Annotated in this window: 15 protein-coding genes and 2 tRNA genes; 8 read left to right on the forward strand and 9 right to left on the reverse strand. The window is 66.3% G+C overall.

All coding sequences use genetic code 11. The features are described from left to right. Positions 1 to 127: 127 nt before the first annotated feature. The 6 genes from MRBLMD1_RS04985 to bcp all read right to left on the reverse strand — a co-directional run bounded on the left by MRBLMD1_RS04985 (position 128) and on the right by bcp (position 8,418). On the reverse strand, positions 128 to 3,358 hold the full coding sequence (locus MRBLMD1_RS04985) for an efflux RND transporter permease subunit (RefSeq protein ID WP_364397862.1): 3,231 nt from the start codon (positions 3,356 to 3,358) through the stop codon (positions 128 to 130). Positions 3,359 to 3,427: 69 nt separating this feature from the next. Beyond that, positions 3,428 to 4,930 (reverse strand): malate:quinone oxidoreductase, encoded by a 1,503-nt coding sequence (locus MRBLMD1_RS04990; protein ID WP_364397864.1) that lies wholly within the window; start codon positions 4,928 to 4,930, stop codon positions 3,428 to 3,430. Between the two features lie 79 nt (positions 4,931 to 5,009). Beyond that, positions 5,010 to 6,626, reverse strand: a complete 1,617-nt coding sequence (locus MRBLMD1_RS04995; RefSeq protein ID WP_414703669.1) for an ABC transporter substrate-binding protein — start codon at positions 6,624 to 6,626, stop codon at positions 5,010 to 5,012. Positions 6,627 to 6,839: 213 nt separating this feature from the next. Continuing rightward, positions 6,840 to 7,532: a fasciclin domain-containing protein gene (locus MRBLMD1_RS05000; protein WP_159631693.1), complete on the reverse strand. Its 693-nt coding sequence runs from the start codon at positions 7,530 to 7,532 to the stop codon at positions 6,840 to 6,842. Positions 7,533 to 7,766: 234 nt separating this feature from the next. Further along, a tRNA-Leu gene (locus MRBLMD1_RS05005) sits at positions 7,767 to 7,848 on the reverse strand. A gap of 96 nt (positions 7,849 to 7,944) precedes the next feature. Next, entirely contained in the window at positions 7,945 to 8,418 is a 474-nt protein-coding gene (gene bcp / locus MRBLMD1_RS05010) for a thioredoxin-dependent thiol peroxidase (protein ID WP_224026435.1), read from the reverse strand. A 96-nt stretch (positions 8,419 to 8,514) separates the two neighbouring features. On the opposite strand from bcp, the gene MRBLMD1_RS05015 reads away from it, so the two are divergent. Continuing rightward, positions 8,515 to 8,973: a MarR family winged helix-turn-helix transcriptional regulator gene (locus MRBLMD1_RS05015; RefSeq protein ID WP_364398030.1), complete on the forward strand. Its 459-nt coding sequence runs from the start codon at positions 8,515 to 8,517 to the stop codon at positions 8,971 to 8,973. Between the two features lie 207 nt (positions 8,974 to 9,180). On the opposite strand, the gene MRBLMD1_RS05020 is transcribed toward MRBLMD1_RS05015, so the two are convergent. The 3 genes from MRBLMD1_RS05020 to MRBLMD1_RS05030 form a co-directional block, all read right to left on the reverse strand. Next, positions 9,181 to 9,256: transfer RNA gene (locus tag MRBLMD1_RS05020), tRNA-Lys, on the reverse strand. 114 nt (positions 9,257 to 9,370) lie between these two features. Then, positions 9,371 to 10,570, reverse strand: coding sequence for a PQQ-dependent sugar dehydrogenase (locus MRBLMD1_RS05025; protein WP_364397868.1), 1,200 nt, complete (start codon positions 10,568 to 10,570; stop codon positions 9,371 to 9,373). Continuing rightward, positions 10,524 to 11,675, reverse strand: coding sequence for a hypothetical protein (locus MRBLMD1_RS05030; RefSeq protein ID WP_364397870.1), 1,152 nt, complete (start codon positions 11,673 to 11,675; stop codon positions 10,524 to 10,526). The genes MRBLMD1_RS05025 and MRBLMD1_RS05030 overlap by 47 nt, the downstream gene beginning before the upstream one ends. A gap of 258 nt (positions 11,676 to 11,933) precedes the next feature. On the opposite strand from MRBLMD1_RS05030, the gene ilvD reads away from it, so the two are divergent. From ilvD to MRBLMD1_RS05065, 7 genes are all read left to right on the forward strand, one after another. Further along, positions 11,934 to 13,655 carry a dihydroxy-acid dehydratase gene (gene ilvD, locus MRBLMD1_RS05035; protein ID WP_364397872.1) on the forward strand — a complete coding sequence of 574 codons (1,722 nt, stop codon included), beginning with the start codon at positions 11,934 to 11,936 and terminating at the stop codon, positions 13,653 to 13,655. A 380-nt stretch (positions 13,656 to 14,035) separates the two neighbouring features. Further along, the gene (locus MRBLMD1_RS05040; RefSeq protein WP_159631697.1) at positions 14,036 to 15,943 is read left to right on the forward strand and encodes an acetolactate synthase large subunit; all 1,908 of its coding nucleotides are present in this window, start codon (positions 14,036 to 14,038) and stop codon (positions 15,941 to 15,943) included. A gap of 2 nt (positions 15,944 to 15,945) precedes the next feature. After that, entirely contained in the window at positions 15,946 to 16,458 is a 513-nt protein-coding gene (ilvN, locus tag MRBLMD1_RS05045) for an acetolactate synthase small subunit (protein ID WP_141160110.1), read from the forward strand. A gap of 85 nt (positions 16,459 to 16,543) precedes the next feature. Next, positions 16,544 to 17,569, forward strand: coding sequence for a ketol-acid reductoisomerase (ilvC, locus tag MRBLMD1_RS05050; RefSeq protein ID WP_159631698.1), 1,026 nt, complete (start codon positions 16,544 to 16,546; stop codon positions 17,567 to 17,569). A 125-nt stretch (positions 17,570 to 17,694) separates the two neighbouring features. Continuing rightward, positions 17,695 to 19,284 carry a phosphoglycerate dehydrogenase gene (gene serA / locus MRBLMD1_RS05055; RefSeq protein WP_018768338.1) on the forward strand — a complete coding sequence of 530 codons (1,590 nt, stop codon included), beginning with the start codon at positions 17,695 to 17,697 and terminating at the stop codon, positions 19,282 to 19,284. 216 nt (positions 19,285 to 19,500) lie between these two features. Further along, positions 19,501 to 22,299 carry an ABC transporter permease gene (locus MRBLMD1_RS05060; protein ID WP_364397876.1) on the forward strand — a complete coding sequence of 933 codons (2,799 nt, stop codon included), beginning with the start codon at positions 19,501 to 19,503 and terminating at the stop codon, positions 22,297 to 22,299. Beyond that, positions 22,296 to 23,051, forward strand: coding sequence for an ABC transporter ATP-binding protein (locus MRBLMD1_RS05065; protein ID WP_159631700.1), 756 nt, complete (start codon positions 22,296 to 22,298; stop codon positions 23,049 to 23,051). Before MRBLMD1_RS05060 ends, MRBLMD1_RS05065 begins: the two co-directional genes overlap by 4 nt. Positions 23,052 to 23,057: the final 6 nt, after the last annotated feature.

Consider the following 23,057-nt stretch of genomic DNA (forward strand, 5'->3'; position numbering starts at 1 on the left):
TGCATCTATTGCCTTCTGTAACACCATGTCCCGCGGATTATTCCCGGCCCCTGCTTCCGTGCCATGCCCTGGAACGCAGCGATGCCCGCACCAGGATCTGGTACGGGCATCGCTGCAGCGTTGGGCCTTATCCGGCGCCGGGCGCTGCCCGGCGGCCGCTGACTTTGGGGACCTGGCCGGTGGTCCAATCCCTGAATTCGGCGTCGATGTCCGAACCGGGCCCGGGTTCCGGGCGGGCCTGCAGGTCCCGCAGCAGCGCCTTCTTCTCGCGCCGGCCTTCCACCAGGCGGTAGAGCACCGGAACCAGGATCAGGGTCAGCGCCGTGGAGGACACCAGGCCGCCGATGACCACCACCGCCAGCGGCTGGGAAATGAAACCGCCGCCGCCCGTGAGGCCCAGGGCCATGGGGGTCAGGGCAAAGACCGTGGCAAGTGCCGTCATGAGGATGGGCCGGAGCCGCTGCCGGGCGCCGTTCGTGATGGCGTCCGCCACGTTCATGCCCGGCCGGCCGTCGCGTGGCTGCCGGTACTGATTGATCAGGTCGATCAGCACGATGGCGTTGGTGACGACGATGCCCACGAGCATCAGCATGCCGATGAGCGACGGCAGGCCCAGCGGCACGCCCGTGAGCAGCAGCAGGGCCACGGCACCGGTGGCCGCGAACGGAACCGAGACCAGAAGGATCAGCGGCTGGATGAGTGACTTGAAGGTGGCCACCATGATCACGTACACGATGGCGATGGCTGCCAGCAGGGCCAGGCCCAGTTGCCGGAAGGATTCTGCCTGCTGGGTGGTGGCGCCACCGATGGTGGCGGTGACTCCCGGCGGCAGCTGGACGTCGGCCAGGCGCTTTTGGACTTCGGTGTTCACTGCGCCCAGGTTGGAGCCCGACGGCGTGATGGACACCTTGGCGGTGCGCTCACCGTTGCTGGCAGTGATGGAGACGGGGACGTCCACCTGCTCCACGGCCGCGATGCTTCCCAGTGTCACCGGCCGGCCGCCCGCCGGAAGCGGGATGTTGCGGACGGCATCGATGCTGGTGAACTTGGTGCCCTGGCCGATCCGGACGGGGAAGTCGTTGGTGTCGATCCGGACCGTGCCGGCCGGGATGGGGCTGATGGTGGAGGCCAGGACGCCGGCCACCTGTTCCTCGTTCAGGCCGGCGGCCGCGGCCTTGGCCCGGTCCACCTTGACCTGCACCACGGGGTTGCTGGCGGCAAGGTTGCTGGCCACCTCGCTGGTCCCGGGGACGCCCGTCATGGCGGCCACCATGGTGTCGCTGGCCGACTGCAGGTCGGCGCTGGTAGCAGCCTTCAGCGTGATGTCGACGGTGGACGAGGTGCCGAACCCGCCCTGCTGGGTGCCTACGGAGATCTTTCCCGCATCGGGGACCTTCGCAAGCTCCGAGCGCACAGTGTCCTGGAGCCGTTCCTGGTTGGCCTTTTCGTCGGTCACCACCGTGAACGTCGAGTTGGAGGAGCCGGTGGAGGTGAGTGCGGCGAAGCCTGCCTGGGCGTTGCCGGACGTGACCTGGACATCCTTGATGCCGTCGATGCCGCGGAGGACCCCTTCGAGGCGGATGGCGGCGGCACTGGTGTCGGCCAGGCTGGTTCCGGCCGGCAGTACCTGGCGCACGGTCAGGCTGTTTTGCCCGGAATTTCCCAGGAGGTTGGTGGCCAGCAGCGGGGTCATGGCACCGGTGGCTCCGAGCACCAGGACAGCCGCCACCAGGGTGATGACGGGGTGCTTCTGCGTGGACCGGAGGATGGGCAGGTAGCCGCGCTGCAGCCGGCTGCGCTGCTCGGCGTCGTGGGCCCTTGCCTTGGCCTCGTCGGCAATGCGCCGCGCCTCGGGGGATCCTGCGGCCGCGCCGGCGGGGCCGCCCTTGGGGTTCTTCAGGAACCAGTAGGCCAGCACCGGAACGATGGTCAGGGATACCAGCAGCGACGCGAGCAGGGCCATGGTGACTGTCAGGGCGAACGGCCGGAACAGTTCACCGGCCAGTTCACCGACAAACGCGATGGGCAGGAACACCGCCACCGTGGTCAGGGTGGAGGCGGTGATGGCGCCGGCCACCTCCCTGATGGCGGTGAGGATCGCCGCCGACTTTTCCTCGCCGTAGCTGAGGTGCCGCTTGATGTTTTCGATGACCACGATCGAGTCGTCCACCACCCGCCCGATCGCGATGGTGAGGGCGCCCAGCGTCAGGATGTTCAGTGAGTAGCCGGTGGCTGACAGGCCGATGAACGTGATCAGCAGGGACAGGGGAATGGAGACGGCCGTGACCAGCGTGGACCGGGCAGACATCAGGAAGAGCAGGATGACGGCGACGGCGAATCCCAGCCCCAGCAGGCCTTCCGTGGTGAGGTCCTTGATGGACTTTTCGATGAACGGCGCCTGGTCGAAGACGGGGGTGAACTTGGCGTTCGAACCCAGTTCCGTCTCGAGTTCATTCAGGGAGTCCCGCACCGCGTGGGAGATCGCCACCGTGTCACCCTCGGGTTTCTTGGTCACGGAGACGGCCAGCGTCTCGGCGCCGTTGGTGCGGGTGATGGAGGTGCGCTCGTCGTCCTTGAGGGAAACATCGGCCACGGAGCCGATGGTCGCCGCGTTCTTGGAGCCGGAAAGGGGCAGGGCCTTGATGGCATCGAGGGAATCGACGGGGCTGCCGATCTGCAGCGAGAGGGTCTTGCCCTGGTCCTCGAGTGTTCCGGCAGGGACCAGCGCGCCGTTGTTGGACAGGGCGTCGCGGATGGCCGTGACGCCTGCCCCCGCCGCCGCCATGGCGTCGGTGCGGGGGAGGATCTCGATGTGCTGGGAGGCGCCGCCCGTGACGTCGGCGCTGCGGACGCCGTCGATCTTCTGCAGCCTGGGCACGCTGAGGCGCTGGAGATCCGCGTTCAGTTCACTGAGTGGCTTGTCCGAGGAGACGGCGAGGAAAACAATCGGGAAGTCGCTGATGCTTCCGGCGATGGCCTGCGGCTGGACGTCGCTGGGCAGCGTCCGCTTGGCATTGGAAATGGCCCGGTCGATCTGGTTCCGGGCCCGGTCCAGGTTCGATCCGTAGGTGAACACCATGGTGATCTGGGAGACGCCGGTCCGCGACGTGGAGGAGGTGGATTCCAGCCCCTCCACGCCGTTCAGCGCCTTTTCCAGCGGACCGCTGACCTGCTTGTCCACCACTTCGGGCGACGCACCCGGCATGGAGGTGAGCACTGTGATCTGCGGGAACTCAATCGAGGGAATGAGTTCCTGCTTCAGCGACGACATGGTGATCACGCCGAAGACCGAGGCGAAGACGGTGATCAGCGCGATCAGGGCCCGGTTCGCCAGGGAAAGGTGCGCCAACCGGAACATGGGTGGTCTCCTGGGGGTCTAAGTGACTGGTACAAGCCCTGGGGGTGCCAGCCGCTGGCCCCGGCAGGGTCAGTGGCTGGCGGAAACACTCTCCAGCTGGAGGGACGCGGCCGTTGCCCGTTCCAGCTCCGCGGCAAGGTCAGGACTCTCATCCAGCTTCACCCCGTAGCCGGGCATCATGTCCTTGAGCTTGGACTGCCAGCCCTTGAAGTTCTTGGGGAACGTCTTCTGGAGCAGCTCGATCATGATGGGGACAGCGGTCGACGCCCCCGGCGAAGCGCCCAGGAGCGCACCGATGGAGCCGTCACGGCCGGCAATCACTTCAGTACCGAACTGGAGGATGCCGCCCTTTTGCGGGTCTTTCTTGATGATCTGTACACGCTGGCCGGCGGTGATGAGTTCCCAGTCCCCGCCCTTTGCCTCGGGGTAGTACTCGCGCAGCGCCTCGACCTTCTGGTCGTGGCGCTTGACCACTTCCTTGACCAGGTAGGCCGTGAGGTCCATGTTGTCCTTGGCCACGGCCAGCATCGGAATGATGTTGCCGGGGCGGATGGACAGGGGCAGGTCCAGGTAGGAGCCGTTCTTCAGGAAGTTGGTGGAGAAGCCTGCGTACGGGCCGAAGAGGAGCGAACGCTTCCCGTTGACGTAGCGGGTGTCCAGGTGCGGAACGGACATCGGCGGCGCGCCCACGGAGGCCTGGCCGTAGACCTTGGCGCTGTGCTGGGCGGCGATGGTTTCGTCCGTGCAGCGGAAGAACTGGCCGGAGACCGGGAATCCGCCGTAGCCCTTGCTTTCCGGGATGCCGGAGGCCTGGAGCAGATGCAGGGCACCGCCGCCGGCGCCGACGAAAACGAACTTGGCGTGGATCTTGCCGTGTTCCCCTGACCGGGGGTGCTTCAGCGTCAGGTCCCAGCCGCCGTCGGAGGCGCGGGAGATCCCGGTGACATCGTGGCCGTAGTTGATTTCGACGCCGTTGTTCCCCAGGTAGCTGGTCAGCTCGCGGGTGAGTGCGCCGAAGTCCACATCGGTGCCCTCGGCGGCGCGGGTGGCGGCAATACGCTGCTGGGGGTCGCGGCCCTTGACGATCAGCGGTGCCCACTTGGCGATCTGGGCGTGGTCCTCGGAGTACTCCATGCTCCGGAACAGGGGGTGCGGCTTCAGTGCCTCGTACCGGGTCCTCAGGAACCTGGTGTGGTCTTCGCCGATCACGAAGCTCATGTGCGGGACGGTGTTGATGAAGCCCTTGGGGGAACCGATGAGGTTGTTGTCCACCAGGTGGGACCAGAACTGGCGGGAGAGCTGGAACTGTTCGTTGATGAGCAGTGCCTTGTTCGGGCTGACGGAGCCGTCTTTGGCTGCGGGCGAGTAGTTGAGTTCGCAAAGGGCGGCGTGGCCCGTTCCCGCGTTGTTCCAGGGGTCGGAGCTTTCGAGGCCAGGCTGGTCCAGCCGCTCGAACAGGGAAATGGTCCAGTCCGGCTCCAGCTGCTTGAGGAATGCCCCCAGCGTGGCGCTCATGATGCCGCCGCCTATCAGGACAACGTCGGCGTGTGGGGTCTTGGAAATGAAGGTCACGATCAGTCTCCGATTGCAGCGGCTCTGGCTGTCACAGAATATCCCCGCGCGGCCCGCATACTGAAATTGGCCCGGGCCGTCAAGGCTTTAGCTGGACCTTCGTGAAAACTTCGTTTAAGACCGGTGAAGCCGGGTAGCTGAGCACGCGGTCTGACAGGGCAAGTGCGGAGATGGGGAAGGCGATGGGAACCGCCGGTACCGTCGCGGCGATCTGGGCGTTGATGGTGTGATAAAGCTCATCCCGCTCTTTCCCGTCAGGGAGCCCGCGTGCACGGTTGATCTTTGAAAAGACCTGGGGATCCTGGTACCCGAACTCGCCGTTCTTCTCCCCGAAGAGGGGGCCCACGAAGTTGTCGGCGTCGGAGTAGGAGCCGTTCCAGCCAAGGATGTGGAGGGCATGGTCGCCGGACGACTGGACCTTCTGCAGGTAGCCGTCCGACCAGTCAACCGGCACGGGCCGGATGTTGAAGCCGACGGCGGTGAGCTGGCGGCTGAGCTCTGCATAGACCTTTTCAGGGGTGGGCAGGTAAGGCCGGGTGACGTTCAAGGGGTAGTAGAATTTCAGTTCCTCGCCCGCGTAGCCGCCCTCTTTGAGGTAGTCCTTGGCCTTGGCGGGATCGTGTCCGAGTTCCGGCGCGTCATTGTTGAAGCCGCTGATCTTGGGCGGGACAAACTGCGTGGCCTTGGCAGTGTTGTCGATAAAGAACTTCCGGATCAACGTTTCCTTGTCGATGGCAAGCTCCACCGCCTGCCGGATCTTCTGGTTCTGGAGTATCGGGATGTCCTGGTTGATGCCCACGTACATCACGGAGAACGGGTCGCGCTGCACGATCTGTTTGCCGCGCTTGACCAACTGGTCGAAGTTTCCCACGGTGACGGCGTCGTAGCCGTCGATCGTGCCGTCCAGCAGCGCCTGGAGGCGAGTCTGGGGGTGGTTGTAAGCCAGGAAGTTGATGGTGGCGATCTGGCCGCGGTCGCCCCAGTAGGTCTTGTTGCTGGCGAGGGTGACGTTGTCGGTGCCCCAGGCGGCAAGCGTGAAGGGCCCGGTGCCGACTGGATTCGTGGCGAAGGCCGACATTGCCTGGCCGCCCCGGTTCTGGTCCAGGACGTCCGCTTTACCCGAGGCCAGGGCGGCCGGGGATGCGATCGCGAAGGCCGGGAGGGTCAGTGCCTGGAGGAAAGCGGTGAATCGCTGGGTGAGGTCGATCTGTACCGTGTCCGGTGCCACCGCGGTACAGCTCTTGAAAATCGAAAGCCCGGGCTCGTCGGAGTGGGCCTTGAACACGCCCTTGAAGGAGCTGCCGGGAGCCTGCTTCCGCAGCTCGGCAGGGAAGGCAAACCAGCGGTTGAAGTTAACGCAGACGGCGTCGGCGTTAAACGGGGTGCCGTCCTGGAAGGTGACCCCGGCGCGGAGCTTGAAAGTGTAGGTCCGGCCCTCGTTGGACTCGTTCCATTCGGTTGCCAGCAGCGGCGTGGGTTTGCCGGTGGTCTGGTCCACGCCCACCAGGCCTTCGAGGATCTGGCGGGTGATGCGCTGGGATTCCACGTCGTTGGACAGGGCCGGGTCCAGGCCCAGGGGCTGGGCCGCGGTGCCGAAATTGAAGGTGGCTTGGGGCTCGGCCGGAGGGGAACTGGGCGTGCCGGACGTGGGGGAGGGGGACGGCATGCCCGTGCACGACGTCACGCCCAGCGCCATGAGGACGGCGCCGGCCTTGATGACCGTCCGCCGCGATGTACTGCTGGGCACTCGTTTATCACCTCTGGATGCTGCCGGCTCCGCCGATTGCGGGCCGGGACCAGTCTAGGGGACGGGGCTTGCGGCCGGCCCCAGGCTGGCACATGACGCGCCAGGGCCGGGTCCGCCGGTCTATGGCGGACCCGGCCCTGTGTTGGGGGGCGGAGAGAGGGCTTACTTGGGCATGAGGACCGAGTCGATCAGGTAGACCGTCGCGTTCTTGGTCTTGACGCCGCCGCAGACCACGTTGGCGTTGTCCACCTTGAGGTTGTCGCCGCTGCCGGTCACCGTGACGGAGCCGCCCTCAACCGTGGCGTGCGTGCCGGCGATCTTGTCCGGGGTGATCTGGCCGGGGACTACGTGGTAGGTGAGGATCTTGCTCAGCAGCGCATCGTCCGTCTTCAGCGTTTCGATGGTGGCGGGGTCGATCTTCTTGAAGGCGTCGTCCACAGGTGCGAACACGGTGAACTCGCCACCGTTGAGCGTGTCCACGAGGTCAACCTTGGGGTTCAGCTTGCCGGAAACTGCCGCGGTAAGCGTGGTCAGGATGGGGTTGTTGGAGGCTGCGACGGCGACCGGGTCAAGGGCCATGCCCTCCACGGAACCCGCACCGGTGGGAACCTGCTTGGCGTATGCGGCGCAGCCGGGGCCAACCAGGTTTGCTGCCGGGTCCATGGTGCCCGCCGAGGAGCTGGCCATTGCGCTGGAGGACGGGGACGCCATGCTGGAGCTGGGCGCCGATGACATCGGCGCGGAGGAGGCCGAGGAGCCGGAGGTGCTGCCGGAACCGCCGCACGCGGTGAGGCTGAGCAGAGCAGCTGCTGCAACGCCTGCGACGGTGAAAGTGGTGCGCTTGAAGGTCTGCATTGTGGTTCTCCTTGGATCGATTGCTGCCGACTGCGGACTGGGTGTTCGTGGTGTGCAGCCTGCCTGGGGGGTGGGCACCTGCCCTTGGCTGGTGTCTCACTGGCTATTCGGCCGGTGGGCAGCAACGGATGGGTGGATCTTTGGAGTTTTTCGATTCGGGGCACTAACCAGCCGGCAGGACCGCCGGGCGCTTAACGCAGGAATCCCCCGGCCGGAGCCGGGGGATTCCCAGTGTGCGCAAGGGGGGACTTGAACCCCCACGCCCGAAGGCACAGGAACCTAAATCCTGCGTGTCTGCCAATTTCACCACTCGCGCGCGGATTCCTGACGGGAACGCCAAGCGTTCGACGCCGGATGCCAGAGTCCATTGTAGCGTTGCGCCGGGCGGTGTCCCCGGCAGGCCCCGGCCGGGTCAGGCGTCCAGGTTCAGGTCCCGCCGAAGCTTGGCCACGTGGCCCGTGGCCCGGACGTTGTACTGGGCCAGTGCCACCTTGCCGTCCGGGTCCACCACGATGGTGGACCGGATCAGGCCTTCGTACGTCTTGCCGTAGTTCTTCTTTTCGCCCCAGGCGCCGTAGGCCCCCGCCACGGCATGGTCGGCATCCGAAAGCAGCGGGAACGTCAAGGACTCCTTGTCCGCGAATTTTGCCAGCTTCTCCACGGGGTCGGGGGAGATCCCCAGGACGTCGTAGCCGGCGGCCTGCAGGGAGGCAAGGCTGTCCCGGAAGTCGCACGCCTCCTTGGTGCAGCCCGGAGTGGAGGCGGCCGGGTAGAAGTAGACGATGGTGGAGCGGCCAGGCCGGGGAGCCAGGCTGACGTCCTTGCCGGTGGAATCCTGCAGGGTGAAAGCCGGTGCCTTGTCGCCGGTAACGAGTCTTTCAGCCATTGTTTTTCTCCTTGTTGCGGGCGGGACACAACAGCCTAGTAAGCAGGTGGAACGAGTGCTAATCGGCATTTGGCTATACTGGCTGCTATGCCTGATATGGATCACTGGCCCACAGGGCGCCTTCTGTCCACTGCTGCGCGACTCGTTGAGCACTCCTGGAACGAAAAACTCGGCGCCATCGGCCTCACTCATGCCGGTGTTATCGCCATCGAGGTCCTTGCCGCGCAAGGGCCCATGACCCAGGCCCAGCTTGCCCAGTACGTCCGCGTACAGGCCCAGACCATGGGCAAGACCCTCAGCCGCCTTGAGTCCCACGGCCACATTGCCCGGGTGCGCAGCACCTCGGACCGCAGGAGCCACGTGGTGTCGCTGACCGAGCAGGGCAAGGAAGCCGTTGCCCAGGCTGTTGAGATGGAGCGCTCGGTCCTGGCATCGGCGTCAATCGACCCTGAGCTGCTCCGCCAGGAACTCAAAGCTGTGGTCCGGGAGCTGGCCAACCAGTTCTCCACGACGCCCAGCAACGCCGGAGCCCTTATGGACAACGTCGCCAAGTAACCGTTGACGCTGCAGGCAGCGTCAGGAAAGCGCGGCCCTGGTTTGGAAAAACCAGGGCCGCGCTTTTTTGTGCCCGGCCACCATCGATTGCTCCGTACTTGCCGTTTTGAGCCCTGATAAAGACAAGTACGGAGCAATCGATGATGGGAGCACATAACAAAACAGCCCCCGGTCTGTGTTTCCACAAACCGGAGGCTGTTTTCCCAGTGGTGCACCCCCCGGGACTTGAACCCGGAACCCATTGATTAAGAGTCAATTGCTCTGCCAATTGAGCTAGAGGTGCATCTTTTTTGCTTCCATCCCCGGGCTTTTTCTTTCCCGTTGATCTCCGCAACGACATGAAACTCTACACGAACTTTTGGTGCAAGTGAAATCGGCGCTCCAGTGGGTTCCTGATTCACTGTGGGATCCGCAAAATCAGCGCAAAATCAGGGTTTTTGCCGTTGGTGAGCATCCATAAGCTGCCGTTGGGTGCCCGGATGACGTCCCGGATCCGGCCGTATTGACCTGTGAAATAGGCCACAGGTTGCCCGGCGTCTGTTCCCTTGAGCGGCACGGTCCAGAGCCGTTCGCCCCTGAGCGCACCCAGGTAGGCGGTACCGCCGGATATTTCCAGCCCGCTGGGGGAGGACTCGCGGGTTGAGGGCCAGACGACTTTTGCGTCCTCGAAGCCGGCGCGGTGCGGTGCCCCGGTGACGTCCGGCCAGCCGTAGTTGGCGCCGGGCAGGATCAGGTTCAGCTCATCGTCCACGTCCGGTCCGAACTCGCTGGCCCACAGCCGGCCTGCTTCGTCCCACGCCAGGCCCTGGACGTTCCGGTGGCCAAGGCTGTAGACGGCGTTCCCGAACGGGTTGCCGGGCGCGGGGGCGCCCTCCGGAGTGAGCCGAAGGATCTTCCCGCCCAGGGCGGCGGGGTCCTGGGCCTGCTCGCGGCGCTGGGCGTCGCCGGTGCCCACATACAGGAACCCGTCCGGGCCGAACCGGATCCTGCCTCCATTGTGGGTGCCGGCTTTGGGTATTCCCGTAAAGACGGCCTGCGGCCGGCCCAGCGTCAGTGAACCATCAGCGCCGCGTTCGACGTTAAGCCGGACCACCCGGTTGTCCTCCCTGGTGGTCGTGTAGGCATAGAGGGAGTGGTCAGCCTCAAAATGCGGCGAAAGCGCCAGGCCCAGCAGGCCTCCTTCTCCTGCGGGCGCCACGTCGGGCACCTTCCCCAGTGTTGTGGCGGCGCCGTCCCGAACGGCCTTCAGCAGTGCGGTCCCGCGCTCGGAGATGACGGCGGTGCCGTCGGGGAGGAAGACCGCCGCCCAGGGCGTGTCCAACTGCAGCTCCAACCGTTCCTGCACAGCGGGTGGGGCATGGACAGGGGCTGTGCCGGCGGATTCGTTGGCCGGGGGAGCGGAGCTGGCGACGGCGGCTCCCGGCGGGGTGCCCGCGGCGGCAGGGTTTGTGCCTGGTGCAGGCGGCCCCGGCGTGCCCGTGCAGGCGGCCAGCACCAGGAACAGGGCAAGGCACGGAAGGCCCGCCGCAATGCGGCGGGCCTTCCTCCTGCTAGAGCCGTCTGCGCCGTGGAGCGCGGAAGCCTGCGGCCTCCGCATGCGCGGCAGATTCGAACCAGACTTCCGCCCGGGTCTGCTCATAGTCCGGATGTCCTTCTTCGTAGTAGACCATTGCGGCGGCATCGCCCTTGACCGTGTAGTCCGCCGGTCCGCTGCCGTCGGGGCCGGGTGCAGCCGAGCCCGCGCCGTAGGGCTCATCGGCTGCAAGGTGTCCGGCAGGCTCGGCGGCAGTGGTGCCATGGCCGGGTGCGGATCCCTGTGCGAATCCCTGAACGGCGTCCTGTCCCTGGCCGGACGGCTGGTGGTGGTCCGCGCCGTTTTCCACCAGTGCGGAGGACTGGGCGCGCTCCAGCGTTTCGGCATCGCCGGGGCTGCCGCCGGAGACCGGCGCGGGCTCGTGCTGGTCTGCTGCGCGGTAGCCGTCCGCCAGGTGCTGGGGCGCCTGCCCGCCGGCCTGCCCGCCGGCCTGCCCGCCGGCTGCCGTGCCGCCGTCGTCCACGCCTTCCACTGCGGCTGTTTCGGCGCCGGGAAGCGTGGGGGCATGGGGGGCCGTGTATTCGTCGTGGTGGGCGGGGCGGGTCGCCGCTGCGGCTGCCTGGCCGGACGGTGCATCCGTACTGGTCCCGGGGTGGGGCGCGACCTCTGGGGCGGCTGCCGCCCCACCGGCAACGGAGGAGCCGGACCGGGACCCGGAGCCGGCCTCGGACCACTGGGTTTCCCACTCGGCCTGGTCTGCATCCAGGTCCTGCGACCGTGGTTCGACGTGTCCGGTGGCGCTGGCGGGCAACCCGGCGCCGGAAGCACCGTGGCCTGCCTCGCCGGATGCCTCACGGGACGCGGGAGTGGAGGTCCCGGCCGCCGGCGAGGCCGTGGCGGACGAGTCGGCCGGCTCTTCGGCCGTGGCGGGCGCTGCCGGTTCTGCGGCTTTTCCGAATCCGGCTGCTGTTGGAATGCCGGTGGTCCCGGCGGCCGCGGCCGACGCGGCGGCGCTGCCCCCTTCGAGGGCTCCATCGGCGCGGGGCCGGTCAGTCGTCGCGCCGGCTGATGATCCACCCGGCGCGTTGGCAGACTTGTTGCGGTTGACCAGCCACCAAATGATGACGGCGACGACGGCTATGAGGATGATCCAGAAAACAATGTCCATGGCAGGCCCTTCTCTACGGGTGGCGGGTGTCCTGTCCCCGACGCTACGTCGGGTCACCACTGCTGTCCAGAGATGCCGCGGCACGCCGGACAGGCCCGCTGGAAACACCGGCCGGGGCGCTGCCGTGGATCGCAACGTCGTCCGGGTCTCACAGTATGAGATCACCGTCCATCGGCTGGTCCGGGATCTGTCGGGATTTTCGCCGGATCCGGCCGCGGGAGGTCGTTCAGGCAGCATCCGAGCCCTAGACTTTCCCCCATGAGTGACGCCCAGACCACAACCGGAAGCACGCCGGACATCAAGCCCCGCAGCCGCGTCGTCACCGACGGCATCCACGCCGCCCCCGCCCGCGGCATGTTCCGGGCCGTCGGAATGGGCGATGACGACTTCGCCAAGCCCCAGGTGGGCGTGGCAAGTTCCTGGAACGAGATCACCCCCTGCAACCTTTCGCTGAACCGGCTGGCGCAGGGCGCCAAGGAAGGCGTCCACGCGGGCGGCGGTTTCCCCATGCAGTTCGGCACCATCTCGGTGTCCGACGGCATCTCCATGGGCCACGAAGGCATGCACTTCTCATTGGTCTCCCGCGAGGTCATCGCCGACTCCGTGGAGACCGTCATGCAGGCCGAGCGGATTGACGGCTCCGTCCTGCTGGCCGGCTGCGACAAATCGCTGCCCGGGATGCTCATGGCCGCCGCCCGGCTGGACCTTGCCAGCGTCTTCCTCTACGCGGGGTCCATCATGCCCGGCTGGGTCAAGCTCGAGGACGGCTCCGAAAAGGAAGTCACCCTCATTGATGCGTTCGAAGCGGTGGGCGCCTGCGCTGCCGGCAAGATGAGCCTGGAGGACCTCACCCGAATTGAAAAGGCCATCTGCCCGGGTGAAGGTGCCTGCGGCGGCATGTACACGGCCAACACCATGGCCTGCATCGGCGAGGCCCTGGGCATGTCACTCCCCGGATCCGCCGCACCGCCCTCGGCAGACCGCCGTCGTGATGAGTTCGCGCGCAAGTCCGGCGAAGCGGTGGTCAACCTGCTGCGCCTGGGCATCACGGCCCGCGACATCTTGACCAGGGAGGCGTTCGAGAACGCTATCGCCGTCACCATGGCCTTCGGCGGCTCCACCAACGCCGTCCTGCACCTGCTGGCGATTGCCCGCGAGGCAGAGGTGGAACTCACCCTGGACGACTTCAACCGCATCGGGGACAGGATCCCGCACCTGGGTGACCTCAAGCCGTTCGGCCGCTACGTCATGACCGACGTCGACAGGATCGGCGGCGTGCCGGTCATCATGAAGGCACTGCTCGACGCCGGCCTGCTGCACGGCGACTGCCTCACCGTCACGGGCAAGACCGTCGCGGAGAACCTCGCGGCCATCAACCCGCCGGACGTCGACGGCAAGATCCTGCGCGCACTCGACAACCCGATCCACAAGACCGGTGGCATCACCATCCTGCACGGCTCGATGGCTCCGGAAGGCGCCGTCGTGAAGAGCGCAGGCTTCGACGCCGACGTCTTCGAGGGCACCGCCCGCGTCTTCGAGCGCGAGCAGGGCGCTTTGGACGCCCTGGACAAGGGGGAGATCAAGGCCGGCGACGTCGTCGTCATCCGCTACGAAGGTCCCAAGGGCGGACCGGGCATGCGCGAAATGCTCGCCATCACCGGCGCCATCAAGGGCGCGGGACTCGGCAAGGATGTCCTGCTGCTGACGGACGGACGCTTCTCCGGCGGCACCACCGGGCTGTGCATCGGCCACGTGGCGCCGGAAGCGGTCGACGGCGGCCCCATCGCCTTCGTGAAGGACGGTGACCGGATCCGCGTGGACATCGCAGCTCGCAGCTTCGACCTGCTGGTGGATGACGCTGAGCTTGAGGCCCGCAAGGTGGGCTGGGAGCCGCTGCCCGCCCGGTACACCAAGGGCGTCCTGGCCAAGTACGCGAAGCTGGTCCACAGCGCCAGCCAAGGCGCCTGGACAGGCGTGTGATCCCTTCCCAATGGATGCGGCGCGGCCGCCGCATCCAATGGGGCCCTCGGGATCCCACTTATTAAGCCTTACCGCCCGGCAGCGCACGCTTCAGGGCTTGGTGAGCTGGGATAGGATCAAAGGGTGGACAACGGAGTCCACATGGTGAGATAGGGTTGTTGCTCGTTGACACCCATCTCGCCAAGAGGGAAAACTGAACGCATGACTTTCGTTACCGCCGGCACCGTCGTCGTCGTCCTTACCAAGCGCGTGGCACATTAGCCCCTGGTAACGAACAGTCACGCGCAACCCCTCACCAAGCCGCCAGGCCGAGGGGTTTTTTTATTCCCACCGTTCCAAACCAGTTCCAGAACCAGAGAAGATCCACAAGGAAGAGTCCGATGAGCAAAGGATCGCCCATCAGCCCCTCGCTGATGGCCACCAAGTCCGCTGGAGCCCCCAAGGCTCCGGAACGCGCCGACCGGACGGCTGACCATGCCGCCGTCGTCGCCGACCTTGCTGCCGTCTCTCCTGTCCTTGGGCCGAACAACGTCGTACCCCCGACGGTGATGACCGGCTCGCAAGCAATCGTCCGCTCGCTCGAAGAACTCGGCGTCGACGACATTTTCGGTTTGCCTGGTGGCGCGATCCTGCCCACCTACGACCCCCTGATGGCCTCCACCATGAACCACGTGCTGGTCCGTCACGAACAGGGAGCCGGCCACGCCGCGCAAGGCTACGCCATGGTCACCGGGCGGGTGGGCGTCTGCATCGCCACCTCGGGCCCCGGCGCCACCAACCTCGTTACCGCCATCATGGATGCCCACATGGACTCCGTGCCCCTGGTGGCCATCACCGGCCAGGTATCCAGCGGCGTGATCGGCACCGACGCGTTCCAGGAAGCCGACATCGTGGGTATCACGATGCCCATCACCAAGCACTCCTTCCTGGTGACCGACCCCAACGACATCCCGCACGTCATGGCAGAGGCCTTCCACCTGGCCTCCACCGGCCGTCCCGGCCCCGTGCTGGTGGATGTTGCCAAGGATGCCCAGGTGGGCCAGATGACCTTCTCCTGGCCGCCGAAGATCGACCTGCCGGGCTACCGGCCGGTGACCCGCGGGCACAACAAGCAGGTCCGCGAAGCGGCCAAGCTCATTGCCGCATCCACCAAGCCTGTGCTGTACGTGGGCGGCGGCGTGGTCAAGGCGCACGCCTCGGCCGAGCTGCTGGCCCTCGCCGAAGCCACCGGCGCTCCGGTGGTGACCACCCTGATGGCCAAAGGCGCGTTCCCGGACTCCCACCCGCAGCACGTCGGCATGCCCGGCATGCACGGCAGCGTCTCCGCCGTCACGGCCCTGCAGCAGTCAGACCTGCTGATCACGCTCGGCGCCCGCTTCGATGACCGCGTCACCGGGGTGCTGAAGACCTTTGCGCCCAACGCCAAGGTCATCCACGCCGACATCGATCCTGCCGAAATCTCGAAGAACCGCACCGCTGATGTGCCCATCGTCGGGTCGGTCAAGGAGATCATCCCGGAACTGACCGAGGCCGTGCGCAGCCAGTTCGATGCTTCCGGGACTCCGGACCTCACCACCTGGTGGGCCTTCCTGAACAATCTCAAGGAAACCTACCCGCTGGGCTGGACGGAACCGGACGACGGCCTGATCGCACCGCAGAAGGTCATCAAGCGGATCGGCGAACTGACTGGCCCCGAGGGCGTGTATGTGGCAGGCGTGGGCCAGCACCAGATGTGGGCCGCCCAGTTCATCAAGTACGAGCGCCCGCACGCCTGGCTGAACTCCGGCGGCGCCGGCACCATGGGATACGCCGTCCCGGCAGCCATGGGCGCCAAGGTGGGCAACCCGGACCGCGTGGTCTGGGCCATCGACGGCGACGGCTGCTTCCAGATGACCAACCAGGAACTGGCCACCTGCGCCATCAACAAGATCCCCATCAAGGTAGCTGTCATCAACAACTCCTCGCTGGGCATGGTGCGGCAGTGGCAGACCCTCTTCTACGAGGGCCGCTACTCCAACACCGACCTCAACACCGGCCATGACACGGTCCGCATCCCGGACTTCGTCAAGCTGGGGGAAGCCTATGGCTGCGCGTCGTTCCGTGTTGAACGCGAAGAAGACATCGATGCCACGATCCAGAAGGCCCTCGAAATCAACGACCGCCCCGTGGTCATCGACTTCGTGGTGAGCCCCAACTCCATGGTGTGGCCAATGGTGCCCGCCGGCGTGAGCAACGACCAGATCCAGGTTGCCCGCAACATGACCCCGGAATGGGAAGAGGAAGACTGAGCATGACCCGCCACACACTTTCCGTCCTGGTTGAGGACAAGCCCGGCGTCCTGACCCGCGTGGCCAGCCTCTTTGCCCGCCGCGCCTTCAACATCAACTCCCTGGCCGTGGGCCCCACCGAAGTGCCGGGCGTGTCCCGCATGACGGTGGTGGTCGACGCCGACGGCGACCTCATCGAGCAGGTCACCAAGCAGCTCAACAAACTGGTCAACGTCATCAAGATCGTTGAGCTGACCCCAGAATCTTCCGTACAGCGCGACCACATCCTGGTCAAGGTACGTGCGGATGCCGCAACACGCCTGCAGGTAACCCAGGCCGCAGACCTGTTCCGTGCCTCAGTGGTCGACGTGTCCACAGACTCCGTCGTCATCGAGGCCACCGGCCACCCCGAAAAGCTCACAGCCCTGCTCTCAGTGCTGGAGCCCTTCGGCATCCGCGAAATTGTGCAGTCCGGCACCCTGGCCGTTGGACGGGGATCCCGCTCCATGAGTGACCGGGCGCTCCGCTCCGCCTAGGCATTTGCGTCCAGGCGGGACCACGCGCCCGTAACCGCAGCACCGCAAGACCACTATCTACAACCACTCAAGAGGAGTTACGCAAGTGACTGAAATGTTCTACGACGATGACGCCGACCTGTCGATCATCCAGGGCCGCAAGGTTGCCATCGTTGGCTACGGTTCCCAGGGCCACGCCCACGCGCTGAACCTGCGCGATTCCGGCGTCGAGGTCGTCATCGCCCTGAAGGACGGCTCCAAGTCCACCGCCAAGGCCGAGGACGCCGGCTTCACGGTCAAGAACGTTGCCGACGCCGCCGAATGGGCCGACGTCATCATGATCCTCGCGCCGGACCAGCACCAGCGCGCCATCTACAACGACTCCATCAAGGACAAGCTGACCGCCGGCAAGGCCCTGGCCTTCGCCCACGGCTTCAACATCCGCTTCGGCTACATCAAGGCACCGGAAGGCGTTGACGTCATCCTGGTGGCCCCGAAGGCTCCGGGCCACACCGTGCGCCGCGAGTTCGAAGCCGGCCGCGGCATCCCGGACATCATCGCCGTCGAACAGGACGCATCGGGCAACGCCTGGGAGCTGGCCAAGTCCTACGCCAAGGCCATCGGCGGCACCCGCGCCGGCGTCATCAAGACCACCTTCACCGAAGAGACCGAAACCGACCTCTTCGGCGAGCAGGCAGTTCTCTGCGGCGGCGTTTCCCAGCTGGTCCAGTACGGCTTCGAGACCCTGACCGAGGCCGGCTACCAGCCGCAGATCGCCTACTTCGAGGTGCTGCACGAGCTCAAGCTCATCGTCGACCTCATGTGGGAGGGCGGCATCGCCAAGCAGCGCTGGAGCGTCTCCGACACCGCAGAGTACGGCGACTACGTCTCCGGCCCCCGCGTCATCACCCCCGAGGTGAAGGAAAACATGAAGGCCGTCCTGGCCGACATCCAGTCCGGTGCATTCGCCAAGCGCTTCATCGAAGACCAGGACAACGGCGCCGTCGAGTTCAAGGAACTGCGCGCCAAGGCTGAGCAGCACCCCATCGAGGCTGTCGGCCGCGAACTGCGCTCCCTGTTCTCCTGGCAGCAGCAGGACGTGGACTACGTGGAAGGCTCCGCAGCCCGCTAAGGCTGCCAGCGCAACCGCATAGACCCCAATGGTGAGGCCGGGTTCACACTTAACAATGTGAGCCCGGCCTTTCCGTCGGCCTAGACTTGTTTCCATCCCCAGGACTGCAACGCAGAGGATCAGCCGTGTCAAAACCCGTAGTACTGCTCGCCGAAGAACTTTCCCCCGCCACCGTCGAGGCCCTTGGCCCGGACTTTGAAATCCGACAGACCGACGGCGCCGACCGTTCCCAGCTGCTCTCGGCGATCAGCGACGTGGATGCCATCCTGGTCCGCTCCGCCACCCAGGTGGACGCCGAAGCGATCGCCGCGGCCAAGAACCTGAAGGTCATCGCCCGCGCCGGCGTCGGCCTGGACAACGTGGACATCAAGGCCGCCACCCAGGCCGGCGTGATGGTGGTCAACGCCCCCACGTCCAACATCGTGTCCGCCGCGGAACTCACCGTGGGGCACATCCTCAGCCTGGCCCGCCACATCCCGCAGGCCAGCGCCGCCCTCAAGGACGGCGAATGGAAGCGCTCCAAGTACACCGGCATCGAACTGTTCGAAAAGAAGATCGGCATCATCGGCCTGGGCCGTATCGGCGCCCTGGTGGCCGCCCGCCTCAAGGGCTTCGACACCAAGATCCTGGCCTACGACCCCTACATCACCTCGGCCCGCGCCGCGCAGCTCGGCGTGCAGCTGGTCACCCTGGACGAGCTCCTGGCCCAGTCCGACTTCATCACCATCCACATGCCCAAGACCCCCGAGACCGTGGGCATGCTTGGTGCGGACGCATTCAAGAAGATGAAGTCCACCGCCTACGTGGTCAACGTGGCCCGCGGCGGCCTCGTTGACGAAGAAGCGCTCTTCACGGCCCTGCAGGACGGCGAAATCGCCGGCGCGGGCGTGGACGTCTTCGCCAAGGAACCCAGCACCGACCTGCCGTTCTTCAAACTCGACAACGTGGTGGTCACCCCGCACCTGGGCGCCTCCACCGACGAAGCCCAGGAAAAGGCCGGCGTCTCCGTGGCCAAGTCCGTCCGCCTTGCCCTCGCGGGAGAGCTGGTCCCGGATGCCGTCAACGTCGCCGGCGGCGTCATTGCCCCCGACGTCCGTCCGGGCATCCCGCTGATCGAGAAGCTCGGCCGCATCTTCACCGCGCTGACCCACGCGTCCCTGACGCAGTTCGACGTCGAAGTAGCCGGGGAAATCTCCTCCCTCGATGTCAAGGTGCTGGAACTTGCGGCGCTGAAGGGCATCTTCGCCGACGTCGTGACCGAACAGGTTTCCTACGTCAACGCCCCGGTCATCGCCGAGCAGCGCGGCATCAACGTCCGCCTCATCACCACGCCGGAGACCGAGTCCTACCGCAATGTCCTGACCCTGCGCGGCGCCCTCAGCGACGGCAGCCAGATCTCCGTGGCCGGCACCCTGACCGGCCCCAAGCAGATCGAGAAGCTCGTGGGCATCAACGGCTTCGAGGTGGAAATCCCCATCAGCGAGCACCTTGTGGTGGTTGCCTACACCGACCGCCCCGGCGTCATCGGAACCATCGGCCACATCCTGGGCATGAACAACATCAACATCGCCGGCATGCAGGTGGCCCGCTCCAACGAGGGCGGCCAGGTCCTGGCCCTGCTCACCATCGACAGCTCCGTTCCCCAGCAGGTGCTGGACGCCATCAAGGCCGGCATCGGCGCTGAGATGGTCCGGGAAGTGGACCTGGAAGACTAACGCGACACACCGGCCGAAACGCCGAAAGCCGCTCCTCCGCAGGGTACGTCCGTGCGGAGCCACGTATGATTGGCCGGTCTGCTTACAATGGCTACGTCCTGATTCAGGACCATAGCCGGCAGACCGGCCAATACCTTTTGCACATCCGTCCGTCATTGCCCACGTCTGCCCGGGGGATGGATGTGCGCGCACGCAATCCAGGTTTCAGGGAGTTCCATGAACGCCGTCCAGAGGTTCATCAGAAGCAGGGTGCTGCTGTTGACCGCGGCCATCTTGATCGCAGCCATGTGCTTGTCGGTCGTCGTCCAAAGCCAGTCACAGGCTGCGCTCAACCGGACGGTCAATGAAAATTCGAGGGGGCTCTACGACATCCTGGTCCAGGCGAAGGCGCCCTCCGGGGCGCTGCTGCAGCCCGAGATCGCCAACGGCGCGGGCGGCATCGGCTTTGACCAACTGGACTCCATCAGGAAGCTGTCCGGCACGTCCGTGGCGGCCCCCATCAGCCTGGTCTCCCGCGTCACCCAGAACCTTGAGACCCCCCGCCTCGACGCCATGGACTACCTCGGCTACAACGCCGGGCTGGCAGGCACCGCCACGGCGGACCAGGCTGCCGGCGCCACCGCCCCGGACAAGTGGCCAGCCGCTGAATCGGTGCTGACCGATGCTGCCAAGAAGTACCGCCTGACCGCCAGCGCCGTGAGCTCCGACGGACACTCCGAACAGACGCTCTTCAAGACCACGGCCGAGGGCAGCCTGGGCAAGGCCCGCCTCGTGGAGGAAAAGGCACAGGGCGGCAGCAGCATCCGCATCGCCCCGGCGCAAGGGGAGACCGGCATCAAGTTCCCCGCCCCCGCCGGCGGCTCCGAGCACAACCTCTTCAACCTCTCCGTGGCCTTGCCGCTGGCCCCTGAGGTCACCGAGTCCGTCGTCGCCGTCGACCCTGCCGCCGAACGGGCACTGCTCGGCTCCGCCGGTGATTTCCTTGCTCCGCTGGAGAAGGCGCCGCCCGCTGATGCACGGGACGCAGGCGCCGTGGGCCGCTACCTCGAAGGGCTCTTCACCAAGGGCATCAGCATGGACCAGCTCAAGGAAGGGCCGGACTTCCTGGGCGTCAAGCTCAAGTACTGGGCCCCCTTGATGACCCAGTACCAGCAGGCCAAGCGCGCCGGCCAGCTGACCAGCGGCTCGCAGGCAGTTCCGCTGATTGTCCGCTCCGGTACGTCACTGGACCTTAAGTACAACGTCAAGATCGAGGAAATTGACGACGCCGGCAAGGTAGTCAAGGACATCGGGACCGTTTCGAAGTCCCTGGGCAAGGACTACCTGCCCTTCGTTTCCAAGGACCCCTTCGTGTTGTCCTGGCCTGGCTCTACGGACCACTCGTCCCTGCTGGGCAGCAACGGGAACTTCAACCCCGGCCTGTACACGCCGGCCAAGTGGAGCACCAACTTTGCCGGTGCCCCCAAGTACACGGACGGTGACACGGCCGCCAACGGCGCCGTGGACAAGACCGCCGTTCCCGGCGAATGGGTCACCGTCAACCGGCTGCCGGACAAGGCCGCCAACGGCGCCCCCGTTGACCAGACCCAGCGCGACCCCGTGGACGAGCGGTCCTACCGGGACAACCTGCCCACCGGCCAGCAGCAGGCCGCTACGCCGCTGCCCATGGTCTACGGAACGTTCGACCCCGCCGCCGTGGAGGCGGCCTCCGGTGACGTCAACAAGCTTCCGCTTGGCGGGTACGACCCCACGCCGTTCACCCTGGAGAAGGACGCGGCCGGCAAGGACGTGCCGGCGGCGGAACTGAAGCCATCACTCAGTGCCACCGGCCTGGCCAGCCAGTCCGCCGGTGCCATCACCGACTACTACGGACTCGCCGCAGCGCGTGGCTACAAGCAGAACGCCGCCGTCATCGACGCCGTCCGCGTCCGCGCCAAGGCGCCGGGCAGCTGGAAGGACGCCCAGCCCGAGGTGGAGAAGCTTGCCGCCGAAATCCGGGACATGGGCCTGGACGCCACCGTGGTGGCCGGCTCAGCCCGTGAGGACACCAGCATCTTCGTTCCGGGCTACTCCAAGGACGGTGCCGGCAAGGAATCGGCCCTCGGCACGGTCCAGCAGTCCTGGGTCCGGCAGAACGCCGCCGAAGCCGTGGCCGGAGCTCTTTCCGGGACCAACATCACCCTGCTCTTCCTGACGCTGTGCGGGGCCGCCCTCCTGACGGGCGCATCGACCGTGAGCTACATCCGCAAACGCCGCAGCGAGGCCGGAACACTGCGGGCCATGGGCTGGACCCAGCGGCGGATCCGCACCTGGGTGCTGGAGGAATTCGGCGTCGGCGCCGTGCTGCTCGCCGCAGCAGGCATCGTGCTGAGCCTGCTGAGCTGGAGCCTGGCCACCGCCCTGGTGTGCGCCGCCGTCCTGGTGCTCTACTGCGCTGCGGCTCTGTTTGCCGCCCGGCAGCTCCGGCACCGCGACGTCATTGACCAGGAACCGCAGCACGACGAGCGCCTCATTCCGGTCGACTCGCCACTGACGTTCGCCAACCGGCAGCTGAGCACCAACAAGTTCAACACCTTGTCCCTGGCTGTCGCGGTTGGTGTCTTCAGTGCCGCGGTCGGCGGCCTGATCGCCCTGCTGATCGACATTCCGCGCGCCGCCGGTGCGAGCGCCCTGAGCGGGCTGGCCGCAGCGAGCGTGACGCTGCCCAGCATCCTGCTGGCGCTTGCCGGCGTGGCCGTGGGGCTGGTGCTGACCCTGGTGACGGGACGGTTCGAGCTCAACGCCAAACGGCAGTACCTTGGCATCCTCCAGGCCATGGGCTGGAACCCGGACATGCTCCGCCAGGTCCGGTTGTTCGAAAACGCACTGGTGGGAACCGTGGCCCTGCCGCTGGGCGTGCTGGGCGCCCTGGGCATCGGCCTGCTGCTGGCCCCCTATGCAGCCATCTGGGCTGCCGTGGCCGGGCTGGTGGCTGTAATTTGCTGGATACCGATTGCAACGAAAGTGGTCCAATGACAAACCCGACGAACGTCCAGCGCAGCCGCAGGAGCGGCTCCAACGAGGTTCCCCTGCAGACCCGGGCCAACACCATCGTCAAGTCGGCCGACCACGCCACCCCGCTGGAGATGCGCGACATCACCATCCGCTATGGCGGCGGAAAGGGCGGCGCCGAGGCCGTGAGCGTGGTGGAAGGTTTCGACCTGACCCTGCACGCCGGTGAGATGCACTGCGTCGCCGGCCGAAGCGGCTCCGGCAAGACCAGCATCCTGACCGTCGGGGCGGGACTTACCCTGCCGACGTCGGGCCGGGTGTTCTGGGAAGGTGATTCGCTCGAAAGCATGGGCGACGACGAAATCGCCGACCGCCGTCGTGCCCTGATCGGTTACGTGGACCAAGGGGGCGCCCTGATCGACGGCATGAGCGCACTGGAGAACGTCCTCCTGCCCGCCGTTCCGGACGGCGAAGTGGAGCAGCGGCGGGACATGGCCAAGGACCTGCTGGACCTGGTGGGCCTGGGCCGCCGCATGCGGCACCGCCCCGCCCAGCTGTCCGGCGGTGAACGCCAGCGCGTGGCCATCGCCCGGGCACTGATCCTCGGCACCAGGGTGCTGGTGGTGGATGAGCCCACCGCCTCCCTGGACCGTGCCTCCGCCAACCGCATCATCAGCATCCTGAAGGACACCACCTCCGACGGCATCGCCGTCCTGGTGGCCTCGCACGACCACGAACTGGTGCGTCTGAGCGATACCCTGACAGAACTGATCTAGTCCGCC

It is taken from the genome of Pseudarthrobacter sp. LMD1-1-1.1, from assembly GCF_040676255.1.
Taxonomy (GTDB): Bacteria; Actinomycetota; Actinomycetes; order Actinomycetales; family Micrococcaceae; genus Arthrobacter.

What these genes read in the sequence shown, in the direction of transcription:
- MRBLMD1_RS04985 (WP_364397862.1), bottom strand. Translation starts at nt 3,358, where the DNA reads ATGTTCCGGTTGGCGCACCTTTCCCTGGCGAACCGGGCCCTGATCGCG.
- MRBLMD1_RS04995 (WP_414703669.1), bottom strand. Translation starts at nt 6,626, where the DNA reads ATGGCGCTGGGCGTGACGTCGTGCACGGGCATGCCGTCCCCCTCCCCC.
- MRBLMD1_RS05000 (WP_159631693.1), bottom strand. Translation starts at nt 7,532, where the DNA reads ATGCAGACCTTCAAGCGCACCACTTTCACCGTCGCAGGCGTTGCAGCA.
- bcp (WP_224026435.1), bottom strand. Translation starts at nt 8,418, where the DNA reads ATGGCTGAAAGACTCGTTACCGGCGACAAGGCACCGGCTTTCACCCTG.
- MRBLMD1_RS05015 (WP_364398030.1), top strand. Translation starts at nt 8,515, where the DNA reads ATGGATCACTGGCCCACAGGGCGCCTTCTGTCCACTGCTGCGCGACTC.
- MRBLMD1_RS05025 (WP_364397868.1), bottom strand. Translation starts at nt 10,570, where the DNA reads ATGCGGAGGCCGCAGGCTTCCGCGCTCCACGGCGCAGACGGCTCTAGC.
- MRBLMD1_RS05030 (WP_364397870.1), bottom strand. Translation starts at nt 11,675, where the DNA reads ATGGACATTGTTTTCTGGATCATCCTCATAGCCGTCGTCGCCGTCATC.
- ilvD (WP_364397872.1), top strand. Translation starts at nt 11,934, where the DNA reads ATGAGTGACGCCCAGACCACAACCGGAAGCACGCCGGACATCAAGCCC.
- MRBLMD1_RS05040 (WP_159631697.1), top strand. Translation starts at nt 14,036, where the DNA reads ATGAGCAAAGGATCGCCCATCAGCCCCTCGCTGATGGCCACCAAGTCC.
- ilvN (WP_141160110.1), top strand. Translation starts at nt 15,946, where the DNA reads ATGACCCGCCACACACTTTCCGTCCTGGTTGAGGACAAGCCCGGCGTC.
- MRBLMD1_RS05060 (WP_364397876.1), top strand. Translation starts at nt 19,501, where the DNA reads ATGAACGCCGTCCAGAGGTTCATCAGAAGCAGGGTGCTGCTGTTGACC.
- MRBLMD1_RS05065 (WP_159631700.1), top strand. Translation starts at nt 22,296, where the DNA reads ATGACAAACCCGACGAACGTCCAGCGCAGCCGCAGGAGCGGCTCCAAC.